We start from the raw sequence: 17,598 nt of genomic DNA on the forward strand, positions 1-17,598 counted from the left end.
ATAACCTTGTAGAAAAATCATTAGCACTCCATATAGATAAATTTATGTTTAAAACAGTAGTAGGTCACAGTAACGATCCCGATTCTCTATCAGCAGTTGAAGAAGTTCTTCAACAATGTATCAGTTCCCTTGGAGCAGATATACCAAAAGCTGGGATTCTTTTTTCTGCAATTGACTTTGAACATTCTCTTATTTTACAGCAAATTCATCAGGTTTTTCCGGGGATTGAGTTGATTGGTGGAACAACAGATGGAGAAATTTCTTCAGTCTTAGAGTTTCAGCAAGACTCAATCACCTTGATGTTGTTTTGCTCAGACGAAGTTGAAATTTATGCAGGAGTTGGACGCAAAGTTTCAGGCGATCCAATTGCTGTAACTAAACAAGCTGTGGAGCAAGCCAAAGCAAAAAGTACTGCAACTCCCAAGCTATGTTTAACTCATCCAGAGAGTCTTACAATTAGCGGTGTATCTATATTGAATGGTTTAAAGTTAGCCCTTGACCAGCATGTGCCAATATTCGGTGGTTTAGCAGGCGATCAGTCCAGATATCAAAATACATATCAATTCTTTCAAACAGAAGTATTAAGTGATTCTGTACCAATTCTACTTTTTTCGGGCACAATATTGTTTTCTCATGGTGTTGCAAGTGGTTGGCATCCCATCGGTCAAATAAGCCAAGTGACTAAAGTAGATAAGAACATACTCTATGAAATAGATGGTAAGCCAGCTTTAGATTTTTATCATCATTATCTAGGGTTACTTCCTCCTTCAATGGAATATCCTCTAGCAGTATTTGATCGGAATAGAGAAAATTTTTATATAAGAGCGCCTATTGCTTACAATCAGGAATCTGGTAGCATCACATTTTTTGCAGATATTCCCGATCGAGCTGTTATTCAAATTGCAGAAGCAGGTTATGAAGATATTTTGGCAGCTTCCAAAGCATCATTTATGAATGCCTTAGATAATTATCCAGGTATAGAACCAAGTGCTGCTTTATTTTTTTCATGTGTAGCTCGTCGGCAAATACTTGGTACGAGAGCAAAAGAAGAATATCAGAATACAAAACTCTGTCTGACTTACCATTTACCTGGTTGTGGATTTTATTCTTATGGAGAAATCGCTCCTATAGATCGAAATAGTCAGACACAATTTCACAATGAAACTTTTGTAACTTTAATTTTGGGAACTCGGTAAAAGGTGATGGAAATTGTAGATTATCAAAAAGAAATTAAGGAACTCAAAAAAGCGAATAGAATTATCCAAAAGCAATTAGAACGTTCTGAGGCAGATCGGGTAAAACTAGAAGAAACAAATGAAAAAAAAGAATATTTGCTCAGGAAAGTAATTGCTGAATTAAAAGAATATCAAAACAATTTACAAGAAAGAAGTCACGAACTAGAAATGATGCTTTTTAATCTTCAGATAATGCAGAATAAAATGTCTAGTTTAGGAAGTCTTGTTGCCGACGTAGCTCATGAAATTAACAACCCAGTTGGTTTTATAGCAGGTAATCTGACTCCGGCTCAAGAGTATATTCAAAATTTGTTATCTCTGATCGATCTTTATCAGGAAACCTATCCTCAAACATCTCAACAAATTCAAGAAACAATCAAGTTGATGGATCTAGAATATATACGTGAGGATTTACCTAAGCTTATTTCATCAATGAAGGAAGGCACCGATCGCATTTATAATATTAGCAAAAGCTTGCGAACTTTCTCTAGAGCAGATACAGAAAAAAAAGTCATGTTTAACCTACATGAAGGTATTGATAACACTCTCTTAATTCTCAAACACCGATTGAAATATAGTAAGATTCGTCCAGCTATTCAAGTAATTAAAAATTACGGTAAGCTTCCTCCTTTAACATGCTTCCCAGGACAACTTAATCAGGTATTTATGAATCTGTTGGCAAACGCTATTGATGCTTTAGAAGAATCTATTTCTGGATTGAGTTTTGATGAAATTGAGAAAAATCCCAATCAAATTACAATTCATACTGCTACTGTCCAAATTCAAGATAAAAATCATGCATTGATTAGAATTAAAGATAATGGTGTAGGAATATCGCCTGATATTCAGCAAAAAATGTTTGACCATTTATTCACAACTAAACCTGTGGGAAAAGGAACAGGATTAGGATTATCAATTGCCTATCAAATAATCGTCCAAAAACATAGAGGAACTCTAGAAGTAGAATCTGTGCTAGGAAAAGGTTCTGAATTTATCATTAGCATTCCCATTTATTAAAATAGTAAATTTAATTTTAGTGAAAATTAAGATTTTACAGTTCATACATAATAATTTATTATGCTTTAAAAGAACCAAAATTAATTTATGAAAAACAGAAAACTTTTCCCCTGATTGTAAGCAAGCTGATTTATTTTCATGGTGACAATGGGATTTAACCTAGAAGAGACTTTGCAAAATCGGGAACTATCGCAACGACAAGATTCCGAATTTGCGATCGTCATCACAATTCATTAGAAACAAAAGCAAGCACCAAATACTCTAAAGAAAGATATCCAGCAGTTATTTTATAGACTTTTTGGGGAACTCTATAACTGTAGTTACAAAATAGTGTCCTCAAAATTCATGACTAATGCACTTAATCATTCGATAGCTACGCTTAATCTTTCTTTAGAACGCGATATATTTTTACGTACATTAATCAGAGAATTATCTGGTACTTTGCAGGATGTAGTTGGCTTAGAAGAAGCTGCTGGATTTATTAGCGTAGTTGGTGAAAGGATGGCTAGGCAGATCAACCAAGATTACAAATCCGCCCTGGAAGTCTCTAAACTTTCCCGTAAGCAGGTCGCTGATGTCTTGATTGATTTAAAAAAACGAATTCAAGGCGATTTTTATATTATCGAGCAGGATGATGAAAAAATTGTCTTTGGCAACCGCGTCTGCCCTTTTGGGGAAAAAGTGCTAGATCGCCCTGCCATGTGTATGATGACTTCAAACGTTTTTGGGACGATCGCAGCTAATAATCTGGGATATGCGAAAGTAGAATTGCAAGAGACCATAGCACAGGGTGCTTCTGGATGTAGAGTTATTGTTTACTTAAAATTTACAGAAGAGGCAGAGGATGCAGAAGGTAGAGAATACTTTAGAGGACTAGAATCTGTGTAAACTCTTCATCGCTAAAACAACCCCAATATACAAGCTTGAGTGCAGATATGTAAATTAGAATCGAACCATGAAATTGGAAGCCTTATGACTCCTGAACAATTTCTTGAATTTGCCAGAGTTTTACCAGAACCTTTACTCCTGGTGAGTGGAGACGGTCAGTTGTTAGCTACCAATCAACCAGTAGCAGAGATCCTGGGGTTACGCCGTCAAGAACTGCCAGGAAGAATGCTCTTTGAACTTGTAACTCAGTCTACTGAGGATGTTGTCAAGTACCTGCAAGCCTGTTCAAGTAGTAGAGCAATGGTTATTGGCTCTTTGACTTTACGAAATAATGATGGACAAACGTTAATATGTCGTAGCCAAGGAGCCGTTATTCAACCTTGGTCTCCTGAATCTTCAGCTTTAATTCTCTTACGCTTAGAAAATAGAACTTTAGCCAGCAATAATTTTCTTCTTCTAAACCAGAAAATTGATGAGTTAGCAAAGGAAGTGCAAAGACGTAAAGAAGCAGAGGAAGCACTCAAGGAAGCTAATCAAGAGCTAGAAATTCGGGTTGAGGAGCGTACAAATGCTTTACAAGAAACACTAAAGGAACTACAACTTACCCAAACTCAGCTTATCCAAGCCGAGAAAATGTCTAGTTTAGGACAGATGATCGCTGGTATTGCTCATGAAATTAATAACCCCGTGAGTTTTATTCATGGGAACCTTCACCACGCCCAGAAATACACTCATGATTTACTGAAATTGGTGGAAATTTATCAACAAGTTTGTCCAAATACTCCCGAAATTCAACAGGAGCTAGAAGAAATAGACTTAGAGTTTCTGATTCAAGATATTGCTAAACTCTTCCAGTCAATGACAGTGGGAACAGAGCGAATTCAGGAAATTGTTAAATCACTACGTAACTTTTCCAGACTAGATGAAGCCGAACTTAAGAAAGTTAATATTCATGAAGGAATTGATAGTGCTTTAATGATTTTGGAGCATCGACTGCAAGCTAGGCATGAGTATCCAGAAATTCAAGTCATCAAAAAATATAGTCAATTACCCAATGTAATTTGCTATCCTGGTCAACTTAACCAAGTATTTCTGAATATTCTTGCTAATGCTATTGATGCACTGGAGGCGTTGGCAGCCAATTCACAAATAACTGACAATCAAAAGCAGATAAATAATCATCCCCAAATTAAAATCAAAACTGAGGTAATCGATGAAAAATGGATAGCGATTAGTATTGCTGATAATGGTTTGGGAATAAATGAACAAGTTCACTCAAAAGTATTCGATCCGTTTTTCACTACTAAACCCGTGGGTAAAGGCACGGGACTAGGGCTATCTGTAAGCTATCAGATTATAGTTGAAAAACATGGCGGACAACTTAGCTGTTTTTCTGTTCCAGGCAAAGGCGCAGAATTTGTTATCAAGATACCTATTAACTCAGCCTCATAAAGTTTAAATTATGGCAATCTTATATCATCTTGCGCTTTATTTGGGTAGAGTTCTATAGGCACATCTTCATCCAGTAAGAAGATTAAAAAAATACAATGGCTTGTGATTAACTGAGTTACAAAACGTAGGACTCAAAATCAGATATAAATAATTTCTATCTCCTGTCTCCCAACCTGTAGCTTTGTACTTCAGGCAAAAAAACTGCTGTATGACAAACGCCTGTCTGCTAATTAGCAAACAGGCGTGTCTTTGATAACAAAGTTGTACTGAGACTCGGTTAAATCTTAGCGGTAGAATCAACTGAAGGTTGAGACTGACTAACCGAATCTAACTTTGGCAAAAGCAGTAGATTTTGTGCTTTGACATTACTGTTGATTGTTGCTTGCAAAAATGGGGTATGGGAGATGGAATTGTTCGCCAATGTAAACAGTGGATTCGACAAAATTCCTGCTATGGAAGTAGCAATTAATGTTACCACCAACCCGACTTGCAAGGGTCTTAGCCCAGGCAAATCCCAACGCACTTGTGGATAATTCTTCACCGCGTCGGACATTTCATGGGGTTCTTTGACTACCATCATCTTAACTACGCGAATATAGTAGTAGATGGAAACGACGCTGGTAACTAAGCCCAGCAAGACTAACCAATAAAGTCCTGCTTGCCAACCAGCCCAGAATAGGTAAATCTTGCCGAAAAACCCAGCCAATGGTGGAATACCACCCAAGGAAAGCAGGGCAATACTCAACGCCAGTGTTAGGAGTGGGTCTTTTTGATATAAACCAGAGTATTCGGCAATCTGGTCGGTTCCTGTCCGCAGTGAGAACAGGATGATGCAGGTAAAGCCACACAGGTTCATGAACAAGTAAACCAGTAGGTAAAATATCATACTGGCATACCCTGCTTGTGTCCCAGCAATCAAGCCAATCATCACAAACCCAGCTTGGGCAATGGATGAATAAGCTAGCATTCGTTTCATGCTGGTTTGAGCTAGGGCGACTACGTTACCCAAAATCATGCTCAGAACGGCTAGAGCAGTGAAGACAAACCTCCACTCATCAGCAACAAGGGGGAAGGCTGTTGTCAGTAAGCGGATGGCTAGGGCAAACCCAGCTGCTTTGGAACCGACAGATAAAAAGGCGATGACTGGGGTGGGAGCGCCTTCGTAAACATCTGGTGTCCACTGGTGGAAAGGTGCGGCAGAGATTTTAAAGCCAATACCTGCGATCGCAAAAACTAAGGCAATCACTAAACCTAAAGATTGTCCCACTTTTGCTGTGGCAATGCCATTTGCGATCGCACTTAGTTCAGTTTGTCCTCCAGATAGCCCATACAGCAGTGATACACCGTACAAGAATATTGCTGTACTGGAAGCTCCAATTAACAAGTATTTCAGCGCCGCTTCATTGGAGCGTGGGTCACGCTTGGTATAACCTGTCAACAAGTAAGAGGAAATACTCAGGGTTTCTAGGGAGATGAAAATCATCACCAACTCACTAGCCCCGGATAAAAACATCCCTCCAAGAGTAGCACTCAGCAAAATAGCGATGAACTCTGCTAATGGGGTGCCGCTCTGCTCGACGTAGCGAATTGACATCAGTATGGTAATAGCCGCAGACAAGGCAATGATGCCGCGAAAGACGATACTCAGGTCATCACCATTAAAGCCACCGGTAAAAGAGATGGGATTAGGATTGTCCCATTGAAAATATAGGGCGACAATGGAAGCAAATAAACCTGCGATCGCTAGATATCCAATCCAGCGTGCGGATGTACGCCCCAAAATCAAATCAACAATCAAAACCCCCAAGAGGGTGAGAATAACAATCCCCTCTGGTAAAATCGTTCCAGCGTTCAACTGGGATGCAATATTAGCAAAATCCATGATATGTATAGGTTTTGGCGATTAGACATTAAGGCTAACTCTGTTCACTCTAGCAAGTTTTCTAATTCCCGGACTACCTCTTTGAACAAGAGCTTAATATTTAACATTAGCAAAATTCGATCGAGAAGCGGCGCTAGAAGCTCTTAGGCTTTATCTGGACTAGGGGAATCTCGGTAAGCTAATAATTTTCGGTAATATATCCAGAATTTTTCTAAAAAGTCATCTAAAGTCTTTTGGTGGCAGGCAACAAATGGACTCAACTTTTTATAATGCGCTTAAATAACATTAACTTGTCACAAAGACAGATAATTAGTCATAACGACACTTATTTGTCACCTACGACAAATAATTAGTCACTGTACAAATTTAGAATGGACGTAACTGGATTCGAACCAGTGACCTCTACGATGTCAACGTAGCGCTCTAACCAACTGAGCTATACGTCCTTAACCACACGATTATCAATATTAGCATATACTTCTTGAATCGAGCAAGAAAAAGACCCAAATCAGGCGAAGTTTATTATCAAACAGAGTTCAGGAGTCATTTCTCATCTGTAGCAAAAACCGAGTCGATCGCAATTGATTAAAATTTTCTCAGATGACCCTAGTGTATGATCGATAAGGTCATTCGGTTCTGGTGGGGAGCAGCTACCAGAGGTAACGGGGAAAGTTCGGTGCAAATCCGGCGCTTGGGAGCAACTGTGAACCAATTTGAGATGTAATCTAAAATTCCAAATTCAGTGAGTCAGGATGCCCACCGAAATAGATTTAACAGTTCCACATCTCTGCGAGGTACAGATGACTACTACTGTAAATATTTCCCCAACGAATCCCTTGGGTGTTGCTGACCATACTTTATTTGTTTGCAAAACTTGTGCTAGCGTTTGGCAAGAGGGAAAACGCTTAGGTGAAAGTGGCGGTCAAAAACTTCTAAACCAACTTCAGCAGCTTGCACAAGATTGGAACTTACGAGATGAATTCCCAATTCAAGAAGTTGAATGCATGAGTGCTTGCAATCGTTCTTGTGTAGTTGCCTTTGCTGCCAAAGGTAAATTAACATATTTGTTTGGCGATTTAGCCGTTGATGGTAGTGCATCTGCGGTACTAGAATGCGCTAGTCAATACTATGGCAAAGCAGATGGTTTACTACCTTGGTCAGAACGCCCAGAAGCGCTGAAAAAGGGCATTTTGGCAAAGATTCCACCTTTATCTCAATGATGCGCGTTTTGATTCTGGGTGGGACGGGAGATGCCGCAGAACTAGCTGCTAAAGTGGCGACTATTAAAGGCTTAGAAGCAATCACGTCTCTAGCTGGTCGTACCCGTGAACCATCAATTCCGTTGGGCGATTTCCGGGTTGGAGGCTTTGGTGGTGTGGTGGGATTGGCTAGCTATTTGCGTCAAATGCAAATCGACTTATTAATTGATGCAACCCATCCTTTTGCAAGTCAGATTTCCTTCAATGCGGCAGATGCTGCAACTGAAGTTGGAGTACCCCATCTAATGTTAATTCGCCCGCCTTGGGAAAAAGAAAGTGGCGATCGCTGGATTGAAGTTGACAGCGTTGAAGCCGCCGCCACATCTCTGCAAAACCAGGCACAGCGAGTATTTTTGACAGTTGGGAGGCAAGAACTAGCCGCCTTTGCTCACCTAGAGAAAATTTGGTTTCTGATGCGGATGATTGACCCTCCCACTGATGATGCTTTAGTACCCGCAGGAAGGATATTGTGCGATCGCGGGCCCTTTACCCTCAATAATGAAAGGCAAATCCTGATTGATAATAATATTGATACCATCGCGAGCAAAAATAGCGGCGGCGATGCCACAAAGCCCAAAATTGTTGCAGCGCGAGAACTGGGTGTGAAGGTCGTTATGATAAACCGTCCAGCCATACCGCCAGGAGAGCAGGTTGCTGATGTTGATGGTGTTTTGGCATGGCTATTTGACAAGTTACACGATTAGTCCAATCAGGCAAAAGCTTCGATGGGGAATTTTCTTTCATCAGCTTAAGATAAACTGTGGCGTTGAAAAAAGTCCCAAATTGTCTGACTGGCATTCAAGCCAAGTTTAGCATTGAATTTATTTAGGTTCGGATCGGTTGAAGCACCACCAGGCCAAAAATGTCCCCCATCTACTACAGCTAACTGTAAGACCTCTGAGTTGCCACTACAATTTAAGTACTGAGTAGCTTTCACTTTTGAGCTTTTGCTAGAGTTCGTGTCAGAAAGCAGTGGCGATGGGCTGGGTGAAATACATCGATCGTGCGATCGCCAAAAGCTTACCATGTCTGAAATAGAAACAAGCGCTCCTCGTTGAGTGTGGTCATCACCTTCATAACGAACATCTCGATCGTTTGTACCGTTAACGATCATCATTGAGATCGGAGTCTGAGGTTGGCAATTAGGTTTGAGCCGAACTGGAAGAGAGCCAGCTACTGATGCAAAAGCGGCAATTTTATCAGATAGCTTACATGCTAAAGCTTGGGTAAGTATTCCGCCTCTAGAAAAACCAGTGGCATAGATTTTATGACTATCAATATTTCTTTCTTGCTTCAGATTATCGATTAAAGCACTGACAAATAAAACATCATCTATCTTTCCTTGAGAATTACCTCTAAGGCTCCATTTTTGATTAATTCCATCTGGATAAACAACAATAAATCCTTTTTGCTCTGCTAAATTATTAAAGCGCGTAACATCACTAATCGAATGACCACTACCAGCATCTCCATGAAATACTAAAACTAATGGCATTGGGTGGTTTGGATCGTAAGATTTTGGAGTATAAAGATAGTAAGTGCGTAATCGTCCTTGATTATTTATCTGTCCATAACTATCACCACTCAATATTTTTGGTTGAGAGGTATGTATTTCATCCGCTTTGATTGAATTGCAGGCTGTTACTAAACTAATTACAAGTAAGGAAGTAATAATTTTCTTAAAGTATTGATAGCTATGATATATATTCATGTTCGTTCAATAATTTGATAAGAATATTTTTACTATAATTAGTGTATTTTGTCTATTATCTGAAGTAGGATAAAATTAAAACTAACACTCTTTCTAAAGTGTTAGTTTTAATCATGCTAATCAGCTAAAAGTAATCAGGCTTATACCGATTATTTGTGAGGCTGCATCGAACAAGGTAATTTTGCCCCAAGTTTGACCAAGGGGAGTTAAATGCAGCTTCTTAGAGAATTGGTATTTTGCAAGAAGTCGATTACAACATCACTGCTAAATGCAGCAGATATATTAAACTCTTACGTAGTGAGCAGGAACCCAACGACGACCGGATCTTGTTCTTTCCCAATGACCACGAATTAACTTTTTGTGAACAACATAACGGCTAACCACATTATGTCTCTGAACCCCAGGTCTGACAATTATCTCTGCTGCCGATGCCTGTGATGGCAAGGAACCAATTATAAGTGGTAAAGCAAGTAAAGTGCCAACAAAAATCCGCTTCATTATTTAATCTCCTATCAGTCATTTTTGGTTTAGTTGACTACAACATTCCTAAATGATTTAGGTTCTACTTTTTACCTAAACAAATGATATTTAAAAATCCCTTTGTCATCAGGAATTTCCCATTAAGAAAAGTGAACCTAAATTTGGAGGAAATCTTATTTGTCTTACGACTCAATTAAGATTGATGTGTCACTTTGAGTTTAAAACACTAAATAGAAAGATAAATGGTAATAAAGTCATAATTTAAGCATGACTAAAGTCATACTTACGTAATGAGCAATTTCTAAATTAGGATTTTGGAAAGTCTCAAATAACAGCAGAGTAAGGTAAAAGTGCTACCTTTACCAACTTCATCGCCCCATGAGCTTATTTCTTCCAAGGCAATTTAGTTCCCATTTCAGTCAATGCAGAAAAGATGAGATAGAGGACAAGTAATCCAGCACCCGTCAAGAAAGCCAGTAAATCGTTATCCATAAATGCTATTTGCTAAAACTTTGCTAATCATAGCGAAATCAACTAATCTTGAGCATTTTTTTGAGTCTGCAATCTTCGGTCTTCTGGATGCAAAGTGTACCACCCATACCAGTGACGAACTGCTAGCCAAACGGCTGAAAGTAAACCCGCTAGGCTAAGGGTGAGGCCGCTGTAGGGTACTAACAATCCAAATACGGGTAATACTGCTCCAGCAATAGTGCAGATAATTGCAGCCAGGGAAGCACTGCGACTAGCTCCCAATCCCCATGTCAAAATTAGTAAGATGATGGAAATTAAAGTCCAAGCCAACTGAGCATTGATGACACGAGCCAGATAGGTCAAAATCAATAGACAAGCAAAGAAAATACTAGCAGCGATCGCAACATTTTTGAAACTCATTGGTAGTGATAAATACAACAACAATATCCACCACAAAAATATTGCTGGTGCTAGTAATAAAAGACGCGGAATTACCCCCGTATTCCGAATCGGTTCGGTGTTGGTAAAGACTCCAAATGGATTTTTGACTGAAACATTCTCGTCAAATTTCCAAGTAAATCGCGTACTGCGTCCGTCAGATTTAATCTCATCAGGTTCAATACCACTGGCAAAATTAGCCGGAGCAAAGTTAGCATTTGCTATGAGACGGAAGTTAGATAGTATCTGTCCTGCTGCACTATAAACCCAGCGAGGCCCACCTCTAGCCTGATAGGTGACTCGAAAGGTAGTTTCTTCCCCTGGTTGCAGCCGGAAGGGAAAACCATAGTCTCCTGGATTGGTTTGTTGCAACCTTGTCCCGTCACGCTCGATTTTGTAGCTAGAAAGCAATGTGTAGCCATTGGGTGGCGGTGCTTCAAAGAAAAAATTATTAATATCCTTGAGTTGGTTAATTACTTTATAATCGGCAGTATAATCTGCCCGATAAATTGAGCTACGACCTGGAACATCTACACTTTGGTCAAGCTTGACTTGAATTTGCGAACCAGCCAAGGTCAAGAAGCGGTTAATGTTTCGTGTCTCATTTACCTTGACTATTTTGTTACCGACTTGAGTGTTATATGAGTATGGCTCCTGGATAGTGTAGCGCACTTGCGGGGCAAGTTGTTCGAGCTTTTCACCTGCAACACTTTCAGTCACTTGAGCTACCCTTGCTTGTTCCCAGTAGTGATAGCGATTGCTCAAAGTTGAACAGAGAAAAAATCCTGGTACTAACAAAACTAATACTAGAGTTAAATGCTGTAATCCCCGCAACAGTTGGGAATAACCAACAGCCCATTCACCAATGAATATAAGTTGTTCCGGCTGGCTGCGACGGAGAGAAAAACTTATTAGTGCGATCGCAATTCCCAAAGCTACGATCAAAAATACCAATAACAGTGAAGCTTTGAGCGCCTGGGTTCCAAATTGAACAAGCTCAATCGGATGCGTCAAATCGGGTAATCCGGGAATACCTTGAGCAGAAGATGACATTGGCTGATTTTTGCAGAATTTGCACAACCAGACCGATAAAATCTCTTAAAAGTTTCTGAACAATAGTTTTATTTAATACGCAGACAGTCCGAGCAAGTGCTGCTAAATTGCTCAACTACAACTGATAAATTACGCAAAACTATCTCAAACTATTATTTCTCTGTACCTTCAGGTATAGGATTGAAAAATATTAATTTTCTGGCTTTTGCTGATGAATAATGCATTTGGTAGCTGGCAAGAATGGCTAACAGTATTCGCCTATCTAGGTTTCACCGTCTTTATTATCTGGCGCGTGTTTACCGTCGAGAAGAATTAAAAAAGCTACATATCATCTCACCAGGATCTTTTTGCTCAAAGGGCAAAATAGTCCCATTATCTAGAACCTTAACTCGTTCGCGACAATTGTAAACCTCAGTCGGTCTTTTTACCCCATCGACACTAACGGCTGCTCTGTATTCCCAATAATTTTTAGCACTTCGGTTTATACTGATAATGCAAATCTGGTGGCGTTGGTGTAGTCTGTCATCAACATCGTAATTGCGGCATACAGATGCAAAAGCTGGATATGCTGCGGATAAGTTAAGTATTAAAAATAACACTAATGCTACTGTTTTTATCCTGTTCATAAAAAATTATTTAACAAAATTTCGAGACTCACGTAAAAATAAAATACTAGTTAGACACTTTGTATTTAGCAGAAAAGTCTCAAACTTGATTGTGTTCATGTACCATACCCTAATACCAATTCGTAATATCCTGCGGGAAGCCGCACTTCGTGCGTCTACGTAATTGAGAAAGTCAGATTACATCTGGCTGGGTTTCCACCATTTGTATCTGTAGTCTTATTTTGGAGAATTGATATAAATAACAATATTTGCAAAAAAAAAGCCAGTCTTAAGGACGATAAAATTGCGACTAAAAACAAATTTTGAGCAATCTGAGATTGCACGCTGTTGTGCAGCAGTGCTGCTTTTCGGTCAAGTGTGGCTACATTTACTCCAGGGAAAAACTTACTACCGCAAAATTCTGCAACATCTGGTGACTGCTGGGCCCGGTTCTATCTCTCCAGTTCTCCTTGTTAGCGGTTTTGCAGGAATGATTTTTACTATTCAGACAGCGAGAGAATTAGTCCGATTTGGGGCTGAAAATGCTGTGGGAGGCGCTTTTGCTTTAGCTTTTTGTAGAGAATTGGCTCCAATTTTAACCGCTAGTATTATGGCGGGACAAGTCGGTTCTGCTTTTGCAGCAGAAATAGGTGCAATGCGGGTGACAGAGCAAATCGATGCACTTTATATGCTGAAAACCGATCCAATTGATTATCTAGTACTTCCTAGAGTAATTGCTTGTAGTTTGATGGTGCCTTTGATGACGATTTTGGCTTTAGTAACTGGTATCTTCGGCGGAATTTTTGCTGCATTCCAGTTTTACAAAATTATTCCGGAAACATTTTTAGAATCAGTCAGAAATTTTTTACAACCATCAGATTTGTTTATTATTTTGCTAAAAGGATTTATTTTTGGAGTGCTGGTTGCTGTGATTGGTTGTAGTTGGGGTTTAACTACTAAGGGTGGAGCTAAGGAAGTAGGAGAATCGGCAACAAAAGCAGTTGTTACTAGTTGGGTATCCATTTTTATTATGGATTTTTTCCTTTCTCTATTGCTATTTGAACAGCCTGCATTTTAAATCTAAGTAAGTATAAAACAAGATTCTCAACCTCGTGAAAAAGTTGGGAATCTTAAGTAAAAATAAATATTTAGGTAAGCAAGATTCAGTTATGAAATGTTGGCGCAACCTGCCGCAGGCATCACTAGCTTTTTTAGTATACTTCATCATCTTAGCGGCATTTGGGAATATACTAAATTGTAGATTAGCGCACCCAAAGCTAAACCTGACAACGAAAAGATAGATGTAGTCAAAAAAGCTAGCTTTTGCCTAAGACCTGCTTTTTGAAAGTCTATTTTGACTAATATAGTTGCCGAAATAATGAGTAAAGTATCAAGAAATACCCCAAACCAGGCAATCATAATAAAAAACAAGAAAGCTGCTAAAACGGCAACACCGAAAGACTTAATATTTGATTTAAGCAAAGTATTGAGGTAATATGTCATTTTCGGCCAAGGAGTGGTCAACGTCACTATTAAAAGCAAAATACCAACCACGGTTAGAACCCACACAGAGCGAGGCGCGTGTGTTTCAGATATTACCCAGCCCAAGGTACTGTAACTAAGCAATACTAGTGCCAGGGACACCCAAGGAACTCTTTTCAAAATTGACATGGGTTAATATTCCTAGTACAAGGTCTCTGAACTTACTTGGCTTAACAGGTAAAGGCAACGAAAAAAAAGGCTCTTTGAGTTGTAATGAGTTTTTTCACGCAATCAAATATGAGTCTTTTTGAAGGCAAATTATTATAACTATTGACTAATAGCTAAACAATCATTTTCTGCCCACCAAGCGTAGATAGGTGTATCGCGGTCTGGTAAAGCACCAAAAGTATTAGGTTGCAATACATTTATGCTAATACCATTTGTTAATTCCACAACATAATTAACGTGTGTGCCTAAATACATAACATTGACAAGCCGTCCTTCAAAAGAGTTAGCTGGCAAATTAGGTGGATAAAGGGAAAGCTGTATTTTTTCTGGGCGCACACTCACTACTACTCCTTGTGATAATTGAGATGGCGTATCTTCAGTGCGGCTAATGATAATTGAGAGTCCTGTTTTTGTTGAAATTTTAATATTAGAGGAATCTACGGCGACAATTTCACCACTGAATAAATTAGTATCGCCAATAAAATCAGCAACAAAAGATGTCTGGGGACGTTCGTAAATTTGACTGGGAGTGCCAACTTGTTCAATTTTGCCTTGGTTCATAACGGCAATGCGATCGCTCAAAGATAATGCTTCTTCTTGGTCGTGTGTCACCATCACAAAGGTTACTCCTAAGTCTTTGTGTAAATTTGATAACTCAACCTGCATTTCTTTACGGAGTTTTAAATCTAACGCCCCTAAAGGTTCATCTAGTAGGACGACGGTGGGACGGTTGACTAAGGCCCTTGCTAAGGCGACTCGCTGCTGTTGACCACCAGAAAGTTGACTGGGAAAACGCGATCGCAAACTTTCCATTTTCACTCTTTTTAAAGCTTCTTGAACTCTAATTTCAATTTCCGATTTGGGGATTTTTTTTAACCGCAGTCCAAAGGCGATGTTATCCCAGACATTCAGGTGGTTGAATAGAGCGTAACTTTGAAATACAGTATTGACGGGTCGGCGGTAAGGCGGCACATTAGTCATAGACTGACCCTGAATCAACACTTTGCCAGCATCAGCGATTTCAAAGCCAGCAATTAAGCGCAGTGTTGTTGTTTTGCCACAACCGGAGGGGCCTAAAATACTAAAAAATTCTCCCTGTCTGACATCCAAATCTATTCCATGTACTGCTGGTTCTTGGTTAAAAAACTTGAACACATTACGCAGTTCAACATCAAGTGGCTGAAAAGTTGTTATCCCCCTCTGATTCTGGATGAAAATTTGAGCCATAATCCTTAGTAGAATGCCGTGATCTTACGTAATTTTGTCAGTAGTCTATTGGGCAGACTAGATTTGACACTTTGGTTTATTGTATCCGCCAAAAACAATTGTTCAAGAATATAGCCCGATTCTTTCATACCCATGACTGGGGATGAGTTTAGGGTAATTGTGTACAAATAATACCGCTCTTATAATCATTCTTTGTCTTATGTCTTTATTCCCATCAATTGGCAGCAAAAAAGATACGCGTACAGTTGGACATGGTTTGCAATCAATATTTTTAATCGTATTTACCCTATTAATGATCGCTGGCATTGGGTCGCGTTTGGCATATTTGCAAATTGTTGAAGGTCCAAAACTCCGGGAAAGAGCCGAAGCGAACCGAATTCGGATGATTCTTAAACAACCGGAACGGGGAAATATTTTTGACCGCAACGGCAAACTTTTAGCCAGTACTCGCTATCCTAGCTCTGTATATTTGTGGCCGATGGCACATACTAAGCCTTCCTGGTCTGTAGTCGGCCCGCGTCTAGCGCAAATTCTCAACATTCCGCAAGATGAAATGGAAAAGAAATTAGAACAAGCAGGTGCTAATTCTTCTTCACTCATCCGAATTGCCCGCGATCTCAATGAAGCAGAAATTACGGCACTAAAGGAGTATAAAAATGAACTCCCAGAAGTGGAAATTAATACAGATTCTGTACGTTATTATCCTCACGGTAAAGAATTGGCGCACGTATTAGGTTATACGCGAGAGTTGACCGCCGACCAGCTAAAAGGCAAGAAACAGGAAGGCTACCGATTAGGAGATGTCATCGGTCAGATGGGGGTGGAAAAGGCTTATGAGAAAGTGCTGCGGGGCGAATGGGGCGGTCAGCAAGTGGAAGTAGATGGTGCGGGTAGACCAATCCGAGTTGTAGGGGAGAAACAGGCAAAGGCTGGTAACGATTTGCACTTAACTCTAGATTTGGATGTGCAAAAGGCAGCAGAAAAAGCTTTGGGAAATCAACGAGGTGCGATCGCAGCACTCGATCCAAACAACGGGGCTGTTTTAGCATTGGTATCTTACCCCACCTTTGACCCGAATATTTTCTCCAAACAAAAACTCTCCCAGAAAGATTGGGAAAGCTTGCAAGGTAAAGATCATCCCTTAGTAAATCGGGCTTTGAGTGCTTTTCCACCCGCCAGCACTTTCAAAATTGTGACTACAACAGCCGGACTCGAATCAGGTGAATTCTCTCCTGGCTCAATATTACAAACCTTTGGTTCCCTTACCGTTGGTGGGGTGACTTTTGGTGAGTGGAACCACGCCGGATTCGGGCCATTAGGATTTCCTAGAGCGCTAGCTATGAGTAGTGATACTTTCTTTTATCAAGTTGGTAGAAAAGTCGGTGGCCCAACTTTAATCAAATGGAGCCGTAAATATGGATTTGGTCAAAGAACTGGCATTGAATTTCCTAACGAAGAATCAATAGGCTTGGTTCCAGATGAAATATGGAAGCAGAAAGTTTTGAGGACACCTTGGACTGTAGGCGATACCATTAATATGTCAATTGGTCAAGGTGCTTTACAAGTGACACCGCTACAATCGGCGATTATGTTTTCTGTCCCTGCTAATGGCGGGTATCGAGTTCAGCCGCATTTGCTCAAAGACAACGAAGAAGCAAAAAGTTGGCGGGAATCTTTAAATATGAAGCCAGAAACGATCAAAGTTCTCCGCGATGGACTGCGGAGGGTGATAAGTGAGGGGACTGGCAAACACTTGGATGTGCCCACAATTGCCCCAGCCTCTGGAAAAAGTGGCACTGCTGAAGCTGGTGCCGGTCGCCCAAATCATACTTGGTTTGGTGCTTATGCCCCAAGTACTAAGCCGGAAATCGTAGTTGTGGCCTTTGGTGAAAACTCCGGCGAACATGGCGGTACTATTTGTGGGCCGATGGTTTTACAAGTGCTAGAAGCTTATTTTCAGCACAAGTATCCAGGTAAATATAAAAAACCTCAGCCCGATCCATCAGAAGCAAAAACTCAGAATTCAGGACATGGCACTGGAGACTAGTACCGCAAGGCGGAATTCAAAATTCAAAATTCAAAATTCAAAATGAATACAGCGTAAGCCTTTCGTTGATTTGAAATGGTAGCTTTATTTACGCCGTGGTGTACTAGTAGCGCTTTGCGTAAT

At 40.0% G+C, this 17,598-nt stretch carries 15 protein-coding genes, 1 tRNA gene and 1 riboswitch; of the genes, 8 read left to right on the forward strand and 8 right to left on the reverse strand.

All coding sequences use genetic code 11. From position 1 onward, the window contains the following. The first annotated feature begins 44 nt into the window (after positions 1-44). The 4 genes from CDG77_RS04945 to CDG77_RS04960 all read left to right on the forward strand — a co-directional run bounded on the left by CDG77_RS04945 (position 45) and on the right by CDG77_RS04960 (position 4,592). The gene (locus tag CDG77_RS04945; protein WP_094328296.1) at positions 45-1,196 is read left to right on the forward strand and encodes an FIST signal transduction protein; all 1,152 of its coding nucleotides are present in this window, start codon (positions 45-47) and stop codon (positions 1,194-1,196) included. Positions 1,197-1,202: 6 nt separating this feature from the next. Continuing rightward, on the forward strand, positions 1,203-2,252 hold the full coding sequence (locus CDG77_RS04950) for a sensor histidine kinase (RefSeq protein WP_094328297.1): 1,050 nt from the start codon (positions 1,203-1,205) through the stop codon (positions 2,250-2,252). Positions 2,253-2,597: 345 nt separating this feature from the next. Then, entirely contained in the window at positions 2,598-3,140 is a 543-nt protein-coding gene (locus CDG77_RS04955; protein WP_094328298.1) for a methanogen output domain 1-containing protein, read from the forward strand. Between the two features lie 84 nt (positions 3,141-3,224). Continuing rightward, complete coding sequence (locus CDG77_RS04960) at positions 3,225-4,592, forward strand: ATP-binding protein (RefSeq protein WP_094328299.1); 1,368 nt, start codon at positions 3,225-3,227, stop codon at positions 4,590-4,592. A 277-nt stretch (positions 4,593-4,869) separates the two neighbouring features. Here CDG77_RS04960 and CDG77_RS04965 read toward each other — a convergent pair whose 3' ends face one another. After that, a complete protein-coding gene (locus CDG77_RS04965) occupies positions 4,870-6,474 on the reverse strand; it encodes an NAD(P)H-quinone oxidoreductase subunit N (RefSeq protein ID WP_094328300.1) in 1,605 nt (534 codons plus the stop codon). A 372-nt stretch (positions 6,475-6,846) separates the two neighbouring features. Then, positions 6,847-6,920: transfer RNA gene (locus CDG77_RS04970), tRNA-Val, on the reverse strand. Positions 6,921-7,088: 168 nt separating this feature from the next. Then, a riboswitch (cobalamin riboswitch) is annotated at positions 7,089-7,252 on the forward strand. Positions 7,253-7,274: 22 nt separating this feature from the next. Between CDG77_RS04970 and CDG77_RS04975 the strand changes: the two genes are divergently transcribed. Next, the gene (locus CDG77_RS04975; RefSeq protein ID WP_094328301.1) at positions 7,275-7,694 is read left to right on the forward strand and encodes a DUF1636 family protein; all 420 of its coding nucleotides are present in this window, start codon (positions 7,275-7,277) and stop codon (positions 7,692-7,694) included. Further along, positions 7,694-8,437 (forward strand): cobalt-precorrin-6A reductase, encoded by a 744-nt coding sequence (locus CDG77_RS04980; protein WP_094328333.1) that lies wholly within the window; start codon positions 7,694-7,696, stop codon positions 8,435-8,437. Before CDG77_RS04975 ends, CDG77_RS04980 begins: the two co-directional genes overlap by 1 nt. A gap of 44 nt (positions 8,438-8,481) precedes the next feature. Here CDG77_RS04980 and CDG77_RS04985 read toward each other — a convergent pair whose 3' ends face one another. From CDG77_RS04985 to CDG77_RS05000, 4 genes are all read right to left on the reverse strand, one after another. After that, a complete protein-coding gene (locus CDG77_RS04985; protein WP_094328302.1) occupies positions 8,482-9,444 on the reverse strand; it encodes an extracellular catalytic domain type 1 short-chain-length polyhydroxyalkanoate depolymerase in 963 nt (320 codons plus the stop codon). A gap of 282 nt (positions 9,445-9,726) precedes the next feature. Then, positions 9,727-9,942 carry a hypothetical protein gene (locus tag CDG77_RS04990; protein WP_094328303.1) on the reverse strand — a complete coding sequence of 72 codons (216 nt, stop codon included), beginning with the start codon at positions 9,940-9,942 and terminating at the stop codon, positions 9,727-9,729. A 516-nt stretch (positions 9,943-10,458) separates the two neighbouring features. Further along, a complete protein-coding gene (locus CDG77_RS04995; RefSeq protein ID WP_094328304.1) occupies positions 10,459-11,886 on the reverse strand; it encodes a DUF456 domain-containing protein in 1,428 nt (475 codons plus the stop codon). Positions 11,887-12,182: 296 nt separating this feature from the next. Beyond that, positions 12,183-12,512, reverse strand: coding sequence for a hypothetical protein (locus CDG77_RS05000; protein ID WP_094328305.1), 330 nt, complete (start codon positions 12,510-12,512; stop codon positions 12,183-12,185). 283 nt (positions 12,513-12,795) lie between these two features. On the opposite strand from CDG77_RS05000, the gene CDG77_RS05005 reads away from it, so the two are divergent. Further along, positions 12,796-13,569 (forward strand): MlaE family ABC transporter permease, encoded by a 774-nt coding sequence (locus CDG77_RS05005; protein ID WP_094328306.1) that lies wholly within the window; start codon positions 12,796-12,798, stop codon positions 13,567-13,569. 146 nt (positions 13,570-13,715) lie between these two features. Here CDG77_RS05005 and CDG77_RS05010 read toward each other — a convergent pair whose 3' ends face one another. After that, positions 13,716-14,162: a hypothetical protein gene (locus CDG77_RS05010; protein ID WP_094328307.1), complete on the reverse strand. Its 447-nt coding sequence runs from the start codon at positions 14,160-14,162 to the stop codon at positions 13,716-13,718. 138 nt (positions 14,163-14,300) lie between these two features. Further along, a complete protein-coding gene (locus CDG77_RS05015; RefSeq protein ID WP_094328308.1) occupies positions 14,301-15,428 on the reverse strand; it encodes an ABC transporter ATP-binding protein in 1,128 nt (375 codons plus the stop codon). Between the two features lie 199 nt (positions 15,429-15,627). Between CDG77_RS05015 and mrdA the strand changes: the two genes are divergently transcribed. Beyond that, entirely contained in the window at positions 15,628-17,475 is a 1,848-nt protein-coding gene (gene mrdA, locus CDG77_RS05020; protein WP_094328309.1) for a penicillin-binding protein 2, read from the forward strand. Positions 17,476-17,598: the final 123 nt, after the last annotated feature.

It is taken from the genome of Nostoc sp. 'Peltigera membranacea cyanobiont' 213, from assembly GCF_002245975.1.
In the GTDB taxonomy this organism is placed as follows: Bacteria; Cyanobacteriota; Cyanobacteriia; order Cyanobacteriales; family Nostocaceae; genus Nostoc.